General features: G+C 68.6%; 8 protein-coding genes. 3 read left to right on the top strand and 5 right to left on the bottom strand.

All coding sequences use genetic code 11. The features are described from left to right. The first annotated feature begins 1 nt into the window (after window position 1). On the top strand, window positions 2-1,264 hold the full coding sequence (locus ACH35V_RS40900; RefSeq protein WP_395980280.1) for a glycosyltransferase: 1,263 nt from the start codon (window positions 2-4) through the stop codon (window positions 1,262-1,264). Between the two features lie 15 nt (window positions 1,265-1,279). On the opposite strand, the gene ACH35V_RS40895 is transcribed toward ACH35V_RS40900, so the two are convergent. The 3 genes from ACH35V_RS40895 to ACH35V_RS40885 all read right to left on the bottom strand — a co-directional run bounded on the left by ACH35V_RS40895 (window position 1,280) and on the right by ACH35V_RS40885 (window position 6,288). Beyond that, window positions 1,280-3,787 carry an MMPL family transporter gene (locus ACH35V_RS40895; RefSeq protein WP_395980279.1) on the bottom strand — a complete coding sequence of 836 codons (2,508 nt, stop codon included), beginning with the start codon at window positions 3,785-3,787 and terminating at the stop codon, window positions 1,280-1,282. Between the two features lie 13 nt (window positions 3,788-3,800). Beyond that, window positions 3,801-5,645 carry a fatty acyl-AMP ligase gene (locus tag ACH35V_RS40890; RefSeq protein WP_395980278.1) on the bottom strand — a complete coding sequence of 615 codons (1,845 nt, stop codon included), beginning with the start codon at window positions 5,643-5,645 and terminating at the stop codon, window positions 3,801-3,803. Between the two features lie 124 nt (window positions 5,646-5,769). Next, window positions 5,770-6,288 carry a hypothetical protein gene (locus tag ACH35V_RS40885; protein WP_395980277.1) on the bottom strand — a complete coding sequence of 173 codons (519 nt, stop codon included), beginning with the start codon at window positions 6,286-6,288 and terminating at the stop codon, window positions 5,770-5,772. A 1,326-nt stretch (window positions 6,289-7,614) separates the two neighbouring features. Between ACH35V_RS40885 and ACH35V_RS40880 the strand changes: the two genes are divergently transcribed. Beyond that, window positions 7,615-8,364 (top strand): IclR family transcriptional regulator, encoded by a 750-nt coding sequence (locus tag ACH35V_RS40880; RefSeq protein WP_395980276.1) that lies wholly within the window; start codon window positions 7,615-7,617, stop codon window positions 8,362-8,364. A gap of 22 nt (window positions 8,365-8,386) precedes the next feature. On the opposite strand, the gene ACH35V_RS40875 is transcribed toward ACH35V_RS40880, so the two are convergent. Then, on the bottom strand, window positions 8,387-8,749 hold the full coding sequence (locus tag ACH35V_RS40875) for a YkvA family protein (RefSeq protein ID WP_395980275.1): 363 nt from the start codon (window positions 8,747-8,749) through the stop codon (window positions 8,387-8,389). Window positions 8,750-9,115: 366 nt separating this feature from the next. On the opposite strand from ACH35V_RS40875, the gene ACH35V_RS40870 reads away from it, so the two are divergent. Beyond that, window positions 9,116-10,462: a hypothetical protein gene (locus ACH35V_RS40870; protein ID WP_395980274.1), complete on the top strand. Its 1,347-nt coding sequence runs from the start codon at window positions 9,116-9,118 to the stop codon at window positions 10,460-10,462. Window positions 10,463-10,525: 63 nt separating this feature from the next. Here ACH35V_RS40870 and ACH35V_RS40865 read toward each other — a convergent pair whose 3' ends face one another. Continuing rightward, window positions 10,526-10,852 carry a septal ring lytic transglycosylase RlpA family protein gene (locus ACH35V_RS40865; protein ID WP_395980273.1) on the bottom strand — a complete coding sequence of 109 codons (327 nt, stop codon included), beginning with the start codon at window positions 10,850-10,852 and terminating at the stop codon, window positions 10,526-10,528. Window positions 10,853-11,574 lie beyond the last annotated feature (722 nt).

Genomic DNA, 11,574 nt, shown 5'->3' with positions numbered 1-11,574 from the left:
CGTGAGCAGAATCGTGATCTTCGCGGCGGGGTCGCGGGGCGACGTCCAGCCCTGTGTGGCGCTGGGGCGGGCGCTGCAGGAGCAGGGAGACGAGGTCCGGCTGGTGGCGAGCGCCCGATACGCGCCGCTGACAGCCGCCGCGGGATTGGAACTCGCGCCACTCACGGCTGATCCGACGGACATCCTCGAATCGGACGCCGGACGCGAGTTGCTGGCCGGAGGCCGGAATCCGGTGAAATTCCTGAGCGGCTTCCGTCGAATCCTCGGCCCGATGGCCGAACGGCTCCTCGCGGAATGTTCGGACGCTTGCAAAGGCGCCGACCTCATCCTCGGCCCCACTTTCTGTTACCTTCCGATGCATCTCGGCGAGCATCTCCGCATCCCCTGGGGATTGATTAATTTCCAGCCGAGTCAGCCGACGAGTGCGTTCCCGCATCCATTCGTCCCGCAGGCGCGCTTGCTCGGACGAGGGGGAAATCGGATCAGTTACCTGGCGGTGGAGCAGATCGCGTGGCAATTGTCACGCCCGTTCATCAACCCCTGGCGGACCGAGGCGCTCGGCCTCAAACGCCTCCCCCTCCACGGCAGGCTGCCCCGCGGCGGCGGTCCGCCCCGCGGCGGCCCCGTCCTGGCGTGCTTCAGCCCTGCCGTGGTGGCGCGTCCGAAGGACTGGCCGTCGCACATCACCATGACGGGCTACTGGTTCCTGGACGAGAACGGCTGGGAACCGCCGAAGGACCTGGCCGATTTCCTCGCGGCCGGCCCGCCGCCGGTGTATGTCGGGTTCGGGAGCATGGTGCCCGAGGACCCCGAGCTGACAGGGTTGACGATCCGGGCGGCGCTGCGGCTGGCAGGGGTGCGCGGTGTCGTGCAGGGCGACCCGGACACGTCCGACGAGCACGTGCACGCCGTCCGGGATGTCCCCCATTCATGGCTGTTCCCGAGAATGGCCGCAGTGGTTCACCACGGCGGCGCCGGAACGACCGCCGCAGGACTACGAGCGGGAGCGCCCACCGTGGTATGCCCTTTCTTCGGCGACCAGCCGTACTGGGGCGAACGTGTCGCGTCCCTAGGCGCGGGCCCCACCCCGCTGCCATTCCGCGCGATGACGGCACCCCTCCTGGCGTCGAAACTCCGGCGCGCCACCCAAGACGAAAAGATCACCGACCGAGCGGCCAGGTTGGCCCGACGCATCCAAACCGAGAACGGCATCGAACGCGCCCAGCAGATCATCAACTCAACAATCCGCACCGGCGGAAACTGACGTCCCGCCTGCAATTCAGCGGGGATCATCCGTCTCGTCCCAGCGCCAACCTCCGTCATCCGTACGCGGAGGGATCACACGCCTAGGACCGTGGGCATTCGGCGGGCGGGGACGCGGCGGCCCGTCCGTCCAAGGCGCCCATGGCCGATCCCCTGCGTTGGGGGGTTGTTTCCAGGTGAGGGCGTAGGGGAACGGGTGGTCGTCCGGGAGTGGTGGTGGGGCGGCCGTAGGCGCGACGGCGGGAGTGAGGGTGCGTTCGCGGAGGTCCATGTGGGTGTGCAGGCCGGCGAGGAACGCCGGCAGCCACCAGTTGGCGGCGCCCATGAAGCGCATGGTGGCCGGGACGAGGAGGGAGCGGACGAGCGCGGCGTCCACGACGACCGCGACGAACATGCCGACGCCGATGAGTTTCACGACGGTGATGCCCGCCGTGCTGAACCCGGCGATGACGACGAGGAAGAGCAGCGCCGCGCTGGTGATGACGCCGCCCGTGTGCTGCATGCCGGACGCGACCGCCGCGCGGTTGTCGTGCGTGCGGTCCCATTCCTCGCGGATGCGGCTGAGGAGGAAGACCTCGTAGTCCATGGACAGGCCGAACACGACCGCGAGGATGAGGATCATGCTGGTGGCCTCGACGCCGCCGGTCGGGGTGAAGTCAAGGACGCCGGCGAGGTGCCCGTCCTGGAAGCCCCACACGATCGCGCCGAACGAGGCGCCGATCGACAGGACGTTCATGACGATGGCCTTCAGCGGCAGGACGAGCGAGCCGAAGAACATGAACAGCAGGACGAACGTCCCGAGCCCGACGGCGAGCGCCATCTTCGGCAGGGTGCGCAGCAGGCTGGACATCAGATCCATCTGCGCGGCCGTCGTTCCTCCGACATCGATGTGCAGGGGGTAACCGGCCTTGGACAGGCTCATCCCGCGGATTTCGTTGACGATGTCCTGGGCACGGGGGTCCATCGGCTCGTATTTGTGTGTGATGGAGATGCGCACGCCGCCGTAGGTACCGGAATAGCCGGTGAACTGGGCCTCGGTTACACCGGGGAGCGTTCCGAGGCGTTTCCTGAAGGCTTCCAGGTAGGGCGGGATGGGGTCGCCCTTGCCCTTGGGTGTCCAGTTGCGCGGGATAAGGTCCCCGGAGACGACGACGTCGATGGGCTCAGCGGATCCGTTCGGAAACTCAGCCCTGAGCGTTTCCACTACGGCGCGGGTGGGGCTGTCCTTGGGGAGGATGCGGGCGTCCACGCTGCCGAACTGGACGTTCAGGAACGGCAAGAACATCACGCCCAGGATGACAAGGACGACGGCGAAGTACGGCACCGGATGCTTCATCACGCTGTGGCCGAGCTGGTACCAGAAACCGTTGCCGGGCTTCTTGGAGGTGGGTCGCCGCCACGGCATCTGGCCGAATTCGATGCGCGGGCCAAGGAGCGCCAGGAGCGTCGGCAGCAGGACGGTGGCTCCGAACACGGCGACCATGACCGTGGCAATGCCCGCGAGCCCGATCGTGCGGAGGAACATCTGCGGGAAGAGCAGAAGCCCTGCCAGAGCGGCCGACACGGTGATGCCGCTGACCATGATGGTGCGGCCGGCCGTCGCCATTGTGGCGGACAGGGCGTCCTGCCGTACGGGCTGTGTCGCCGCTCTGTACGCCTGCTTCGCCGCCTTGCGCGCCGCCCGGTCTCGTTCCTGTTTCCAGGGGTTGCCTACGGCCATGGCCTGCGCGGCTAGACCACGGTCTAGTTCTTCACGGAAACGGCTGATGATGAACAACGAGTAGTCGATGGCGAGGCCGACGCCCATCATCGTGACGACTTCCAGGGCGAAGGACGTCACGTCGGCGGCATAGGTGACCACGTGCAGGACGGCGAGCCCACCGATCATCGAGAAGACGCCCACGACCAATGGCAGCAGCGACGCGGTCAGCGCGCCGAACAGAATGACGAGGAGGATGAGCAGCGGCAAGGCCGTGATGGTCTCCGCACGGACGATGTCATCAACGACTTGCTGCCCGAACTCCTCACCGAGAGGGATGTTGCCGCCAACCTGAACACGGAGCCCAGATGCGCCCAGATGCTCCTTGACCGCGTCATAGTCCTCGACCTTGGCCGCGATGTCCTTGCCCCGCAGTTTCACCGCGACGAACGTCGAACGCCGGTCGCGCGACACGAACGAATGCGCGGCCCTACTGTCGAACGACCAGTAGGAGATGGTTTCTTCGACGTTGGCCTTGGGCAGCCGTCCGACCGTGGTCTTCACGCTGGCCTTGTAGCGCGGATCGTCCACCGTCATGGTGTCGCTGCTGTACAGGACCAACACGTCGGGATTGGTGCTGCCGAAATAGGTGGAGCCGAGTTCGGCGACAAGAGTGGAGGACGCGTCAGGGTCCTCGAAGCCGCCCTCCTTGAACTTGGAGAGCACGCCGAGGCCCCACACCCCGGCGATCGCCGTCATCACCAGGATCAGGACAAGGCTGGCCCACCGTCGCCGGTGGATGAGACGGCCCAGCCCCGAAAGCATGACCCTCCTGCGGCTATCCGCGGGACGCGAGGCGAGCCGCGGTCGTCGCCAGTTCGCCGTCTAGGTAACGCTGCCGCGTGGCAGCACGTGCGATCTTTCCGCTGGACGTGCGCGACACGCCACCAGGCTCAATCAACACGAACTCGTGAACGCTCATCTCATGTTGGACGTTGACAGCGCCGCGTACCGCAGTCTCCACCTCGCCTACGTCCAGCCGTCCGAGAGGGATGCGACGGTTGCGCTCGGCGACGACCACCAGTCGCTCGGTCTCCTCCCCAGGCAAGGCGAACGCGGCCACGTAATCGGGCCGGATGGCTGGGTGCGCCTCCTGCGCGGTCACCTCGATGTCCTGCGGGTAGTGGTTGCGGCCGTCCACGATGATGAGGTCCTTGATGCGACCTGTCACATACAGCTCGCCCTCGTGAACGACACCATAATCACCAGTCTTCATCCAGGGCCCCGGCGGTAGGCCGCCAGAGTCAGACAGTTCGCCGCCAAACGTGGCCCGGCTGCGTTCAGCGTTGCGCCAATAGCCGGCCGCGACGTTCGGCCCGTGCACCCAGATCTCGCCGACCCGGCCGTCCGGCAGCTCCCTACGCGTCTCCGGGTCGACGATGGCCACGACCTGCCCGCTCGGACGACCGCACGACACCAGCGCGCTGGCCCGCTCAGAACGTTCCGCGCTGGCCCGCTCAGAGCCACCCGCGCTGGCCCGCTCAGAGCCGCCCTCGCAGAGCCGCAGCTCGCCCCGGGTGAGCGCGTCCCTGTCCGCCGAGACGACCTTCGGCGGGACGTTCTCCGCCGCCGCAGTGACGAACACGGTCGCCTCGGCCAGCCCGTAACCCGGTGCCTGCGCGCCCGGCCGCAGACCGGCCGCCGCGAACGCGTCCGCGAACGTCGTCAGCGTGGACGGACGGATCGGTTCCGCACCGTTCAGACACGTCGTCAACCCGGACAGCTCAAGTTCCGCGATTTTCTCCGCCGTCGCCTGGGACGCGACGTACTCATACGCGAAATTGGGCCCGGCCGTGTAGACGTTCTTGCCTGGACGCTCGGAAATGAGCCGAAGCCACCGCATCGGGTTCATGATGAACGACACGGGGTCGGTGTAGATGGCGTGGTCGCCGTGCACCAGCGGCAACGCCATGGTCGAGATCAGTCCCATGTCGTGGAACAGCGGCAACCAGCTCACCAGCTCTGGGTCAGGCTTCTCAGGCGCCCAGCCCGCCCATAGCTGCGCGGCGTTCGCCGTCACGTTCCCGTGGGTGATTTCCACTCCGGCGGGGCGACGCGTAGACCCCGACGTGTATTGCAGGTAGGCGAGGTCGTCGAACGCGACAGGTTCGTCCTGCCAGCGTCCGGCCAAGGAGACGTCTACCTCGTCGGCGAACACGAGCTCTTTCGGCTGCGGAACGTCGTGGTCGGCCAGGAACTTCTCCACATGCGGAAGCGCACTCCGCGTCGTGACGATGACCGCCGGCTCCGCATCGGTGTAGGCGCCGATGAGCCGTTCGGCGTGCCCGGGCAGGTCTGGCGAGAACAAAGGCACCGCGATGACGTGCGCGTGCATGGCGCCGAGCATCGCCATCATGTATTCGAGCGTCTGCGGCAGGAGCAACGCAGCCCGTTCACCCGGCCCAGTGGCCCGCCGCAGGACGACGGCCATCGCCCGCGCCCGCCGGTCTGTCTCCGCCCACGTCGACATGACATGCGCGCCGGACGGATCGATCGAGTAGTCGACGAAGGTGTACGCCGGGGCGTCAGGCTTCTCCCGCGCCCACCGCGCGACCCGCTCGATCAGCGGAGTGCGGCCGGACCCGCCTGGCAGCAGTTCGGGAAGCAGCGAGCCCAAAGCCATTGAGGATTCTCCCGAGACCGGCGATGAGCGCGAAGCTACCGGATGGTAGTCAGCCCGCGATATTAGCCAGCGCTCACATTCGCGAACACAGGCTTTGTCACCCCCGTGACAAGACCCGACCGCCCTACGCGGCCCTGGACTCGGAAGCGCGCTGGAGCGCGAGCCGCCGCCTCCATAGCGCGACGCACGCGGCACCCCACAGCAAGCCGATCTCGGCAACGAGCGCTATGCCGACGACCACGGCCCAGTCGGTCTCGTCCTCGTCCTCCAGGCTGGCGGGGGAGACCAGCGTCATCTGGCTCTCTCCGGCTGCGGCGCGCGTCGGCGGTCCCCCCGGCGCGGTCAACGGCGGCAGGACGACCGCGTTCGGCGGCGGCGCCACCGGCAGGTTCGGCGCGGGCGCCTGCGGGGCGGCCTGGCCCGTACCCCACCCGGGCGCTCCGGCTCCCGCCCCGCCGTCCCCTCCGGACGGCCCGAACGGCTCAGGCGGCCCGAACGGCCCCGGCCCGGCCCCCGGCCCAGCCGCGCACTCCCCGGACTTGTCACGCTCGCACTCCGGCCCGTCGTCCCCCCAAGCCGGACTACCCGCACTGGGCGGGCTGTCCGCACTGAACGGTCCGGTGGCGCCGGCCTCACCGGTCACCCGAGGCTTGCCCCCACCCCCGCTGGACGGCGTGCCGCCTTCACACACCTTGCCCTTCCCACATGCGGTTTCGCTGGGTTTGCCAGCCGCGCCAGACGGCGCACTCGTCCTCGGCTTGCTGGACGGCGGAGGCTCCACACCGGCAGGCCCGCCCGGCACCGGCTTGCCACCACTGGGCGCCCCACCCTGGCAAGGCACAGCACCCGCGCCGCTCCCACACGGCGTACCGGACGGCACCCCAGCCGGACTCGGCGTCCCCGCATTACACCTCGGACCCGTCTTACAAGGCCCACCCGTAGGCTTCCCGCTGCCCGCAGCAGAAGACCCACTCGGACTGGGCGTCCCACCCTGACAAGGCACGCCACGCCCACACGAACTACCGGACGGCCCAGGCTTAACCCCACTGGGCTTGATCCCACTCGGCTTAACCCCACTCGGCTTGACCCCACTGGGCTTAAAGCCGCTTGGCCTGTCTCCACTGGGCTTGGCACCGCTTGGCGTAGCGCCACTGGGCTTGGTTGTCCCGCGTGGCTTCTTGTCGCCCTTCGGACCGGTGTTCGGGCCGTTCTTCGGTGAACTGGCCGCGGTCGCGCTAGCGCCGCTGGAGAAGCCGACCACCGCCCGAATCGATCGTTGAGGCGCATTCGCGGCGTCCGCGACCGCGCGAACACTCAAGGACTTAGCGGAGCCCTCCAAAACCACGGAACGCGGTATACGGACGGTCGCCGTCCGTTCAACCACCGTCTTGCCCACGTCGCCAAGGTCGCAACGCAGTCGCTGTGCGGAGCCCACCCGGCTGCACGTTTCCGCATACTTCGTCCACGACAGCGGACGTTCTGCCATGAGCTGCAAAACCACGTCGCGGGCAGTCCCGCCCTCAGCCTTCAACTGGACGGTGTAAGCCATGGCATAGTCCGGCGCTGCACGGCCGCTCCGAGCCGTCATGTCCATGTGTAACCGGACGGCGGACGAGCGTCCGTGCGCTACAGCCCCAGCAGTCAGTACGGCCCCAGCAGTCGGCACGGCCCCAGCAGTTGGTACGGCCCCAGCGGTCGGTACGGCCAGCGTCAGTGACGGTACGGTCAGTGCGCCGCTCGCCGCGATCGCACCCCAGCGTGTCGTTCGGCGCCCCGTTCGCACCCGATCCCCTCTCCCGGTTCTATCCGTACTGACTGCCAGGGGGGCGGCGATGTGGCGCCGGGCAACGACAGTTATTGCCAGGTCGGGGCCACGAGTAACGCGCTCCGTCCCGCCAACCGCTGATCTTTCGCACAGCGAAATCGGCTCTCCGTAGAATCGGGTGGGTCGCGAGGAGAGGAGACGCGGGTGGCGGAAGCGGTCCGTTCGTTGGAGCGAGCGTTCGAACTGCTCGAACATCTGGCGGACGCGGGGGGCGAGATGGCGCTGTCCGAGCTGACGGAGGTCTCCGGGCTGCCGATGCCGACGATCTACCGCCTGATGCGGACGCTCGTGAACAAGGGCTACGTGCGGCAGGAGCCGTCCAAGCGCTATGCCCTGGGGCCGCGGCTCGTCCGGCTCGGCGAGGGCGCCGGCCGTCTGCTGGGCACCTGGGCGCAGCCCGTCCTGTCCCGTCTCGTAGACGCGGTCGGCGAGACGGCCAACATGGCGGTGTTGGAAGGCGACGAGGCCGTTTACGTGGCGCAGGTACCGTCCAAGCACTCCATGCGCATGTTCACTGAGGTGGGACGGCGCGTCCAGCCGCACTGCACGGGCGTGGGCAAGGCGCTGCTGTCGCAACTGTCCGACGTGCGCGTACGCGAGATCCTCGCCCGGACCGGCATGGACGCGCACACGCCGAACACGTTCACCGACCCGGACGCCCTCCTGGCCGAGCTGAAACGCATCCGCGAGCAGGGTTACGCACTAGACGACGAGGAGCAGGAACTCGGTGTTCGTTGCGTGGCGGTGCCTCTGCAGGGCGCCCCGGCCTTGACGGCGCTTTCCGTCTCCGGCCCCTCTGGACGCATGACACGCGAGGCCGTCCCGAACGTGGTGCCCATCATGCAGAACGCCGCCGAACGCTTCGCCAAGGAACTCGGCCCACCAACGCAATGACGTCCTCGCGTGGCGTCCGCGGTCAGTCGACGGGTTCGCCGACCAGGACGGTCGGGCGGCCGCCGCGTTCCCACGTGACGAAGTCGCCCGCGGACTTGACGAGGACGGCGAGCATCCAGAGCGCCAGCCCGGTGTCGTCCACGATGCCCACGACGGGAATCACGTCGGGGACGGCGTCGATCGGGGAGATGATGTAGACGACGCCCAGCGCGAGCAGTCCGAGCGTCGCGTGGGACAGGCCCTTGTACTGCCCGCGCAGGGCCGACTTGAGCATCCTGGGGACGGCGCGGACGCGCTCCCAGAGACCTGGTGCATCGGGCTTCAGGGTTTCGGCGTAGATCTGCCAGGCCTGCCCTGCGGCGGCCGCGCTGCGCTTCCTGTCCACGAGCACTCCTCAGAGGGACGTTCAGAGGGCGCGCCCCCGCGGCGCCCACGACCTACTACGACGCGGCCGGTGCCGGATTTGTTCCCTCCGACCGGTCATCAGCGCCGTCACACATGCAGCACACCTGTAACGGCACCGGAACGATCGCCGAACCCCCTGGTCGGACGCTCACTCGAACATTCGATAAGCATTACCTGAAGTGAGTTCTTCATCACTCTCGTGGGCGACGTGCGGCGATTCACGGTGTGTTGACCGCCGTCCACTGCAAGCATGGGCGCGCGGGGGGAGCCGCCTCCCGGGGGAGCGCTCCCTCGGGGCACGACCGGCGCGCCGCCCGTCGAGCATCGCAGGAGCTGACGTATCGACATGAGCGGCGACCACCATACGAACCATCCCGTCCATGGCACCGCGGCAGGCGACGCGTACGTCGCGCTGCCCCCGACGGCCGTCGACGCGACCGCCTCGGGTCCGACCCGGCTGATCGTGGCCTGGCCCGGGTTCGACCCGCCCCGGACCGCGAGCGCGCTCGCGGCGGCGATCCCGATGACCGGCGTGCCCGTGTGGCGCGTCTACCTCGACCTGCCGGGACGCCCGCCCGGCGGGCTCGGCTCTGGCGCGATCCTGGAGACCGAGACGATCGAGACGTACTGCGCGGCGGTCGAGAGCGCCGTCGAGCGTCTCCCCGCCGCCCTGGCGGACATCCGCCGCGACCTCGGCCTCCCGGACGGCGCAGACGCCCTAGACGAGGCCGACAACCCGGGCGGCCCGGGCGGCTCCGTCGGGCTGGTGGGGTTCAGCGCGGGCGGGGCCGCCGCGCTGCTGGCCGTGGCGCGCGGCATCGTGCCGGTGAGCGCCGTGGCGCTCGTCGCCCCCGTCGTCGCACCGTCGCGGGTCGCGCGGGCCGTGGAGAAGCGCTCAGGCCGCGACCGGGCCTGGACGGACGGCGCCGCCGCACTGGCCGACCGCCTCGACCTCGGCTCCGTCGCCGCCGACCTCGCCGGACGGGACGTCGCGACCCTGCTCATCGGCGGCGCCAAGGACCGGGTCGTCCCGGCGCGGGAGATCACGTCCCTGCGCGACCTGCTGCGCCGCCACGGCACGGGGCCGGTCGAGTCCGCGACATTCCGGATGGGCCACGCGCTGGCCGCCGAGCCCGGCACCGAGGCGCGTCCTCCGATCACCGAGGCCGTGCGCGTGGACGGAGTCCTCACCGACTGGTTCCGCGACCGCCTCGCGCGTCCGACGACCCCTCCCGAGGACGGTGCACAGCTCGACGCGCAGTCGACGACCGTCCGTCCCAAGGCCGCCCCAGTGCCGGACAACGCCTCGCCCGCCGAAACGCAACCGGTCGACGGGCCGACGCCCACCGCGAACACCCACCAAGCGGCGCCCCAGCAGAAAAGCAACGAGCCCTTGGACGCCGCAACGGCCAACACCCAGCCGATAACCATCCGATCGGCCAGGAAGCAACCGGCAACCGCCCACCCAGTGGACGCCTCCCCAGACGACACCCAGCGTCTGGACGCTCCCAGCCAGTCCACCCAAACGGTCGACGCCGACCAGGAGCCGGACGCTGCGCCGGCAGCAAGCACCCAGCCACCGTCAGGCGGGGACGGGGCGTGGTCGAACAACACGCAAGACGCCGAACCCGAAACCCAGCACGCGGCAACGCAGTCCGCAGCGGCCGAGTGCGCATCCGGGCGCGTGCGCTGAGAAATAGTTCCGCCCGGCAGGCACAGTCCATCGCCCGCCGGGCGGGTGCAACTGGCTAAAGAATCAGCCCTTGGAGAGGACCTCGTACCGGACGGGGATCACGCCCGCCCCGGTGCCGCCGACCTTCTTCATCGCGGCCTTGGACAGGTCCAGGCACCGGCCGCCCGCGTACGGGCCCCGGTCGTTGATGCGGACGATGACCGAACGGTCGTTGTTCTTGTTCGTCACGCGGACCTTGGAGCCCATCGGCAGCGTCTTGTGCGCCGCCGTCAGCTCGCTCGGGTCGAAGGTCTCGCCGCTGGCGGTCATCTGCCCCTCCCAGTAGTAGGAGGCCTTGCACGAGCCTGACTCGACGACCTTGTACTGCTTCTTCTTCACAGGCTCGGCCACGTGACCGGCGCTGCTGTCGGACCTGCTCTTAGGAGACTTCGTCTTCTCCGGCGACGGCTCCGGTGCGCGGGTCTGCCCACGGCTGGCACGCGTGGGTTCCGTCCGCGGACGGTCTTGCAGTGGTGTCGTGGTCTGCGGCGCGGTTTCTGCGGCAGATGCCGATTTCGATGGTTCGTCGCCGTCGGCGAGGGCGAATGCGCCCATTGCGAGGACGGCGGCACCGGCGCCGGAGACGATCAGGATGGTAGTGCGTAGGCGCACTTGTAGAAGACGCCTGACAGGGCTACCCACAGAGGAGTCCTTTGTTAGGGGACAGGACCCCGGACGCCCGGTTTTCTCGCGGCGTGTTCAGGCGACGCGCTCGTCCCCGAATCCCCCACCGCCGACGGGCTCCCTGGCCCGCTTCCGCGCCGATCTTCTCAGCGCTGCCGCGTCATCGCGGTTCCGGCGTCCGGCAGGTGCGGCGAGGGAAAGGCATCTTCACTTTTGATCTCTAAGACGCCGCACAAGTCCTTGACCGTACGGGGTATCGCGCATTAATCAAGCCGCAGGGCCCTGGTTTGTGGGGTTTGTCACCCTATATTTTGCCCTTCGGAGCTGATCAACTCCGTTGGGTAGCCGGGTTCGTAGATCACCTTTACTACCCATAGAAGCTGTGATCTCGGACATATAACAAACACTTGCCTGCTAACGGAACGGGGCGTTCCGCGGATGTCGTCGCA

This window comes from Actinomadura sp. 1N219 (assembly GCF_044326405.1).
Classification (GTDB): domain Bacteria; phylum Actinomycetota; class Actinomycetes; order Streptosporangiales; family Streptosporangiaceae; genus Spirillospora.
The sequence above is the reverse complement of the archived record's forward strand: the minus strand, read 5'-3'. Positions and strand labels throughout refer to the sequence as shown.

What these genes read in the sequence shown, in the direction of transcription:
- ACH35V_RS40895 (WP_395980279.1), bottom strand. Translation starts at nt 3,787, where the DNA reads ATGCTTTCGGGGCTGGGCCGTCTCATCCACCGGCGACGGTGGGCCAGC.
- ACH35V_RS40890 (WP_395980278.1), bottom strand. Translation starts at nt 5,645, where the DNA reads ATGGCTTTGGGCTCGCTGCTTCCCGAACTGCTGCCAGGCGGGTCCGGC.
- ACH35V_RS40870 (WP_395980274.1), top strand. Translation starts at nt 9,116, where the DNA reads ATGAGCGGCGACCACCATACGAACCATCCCGTCCATGGCACCGCGGCA.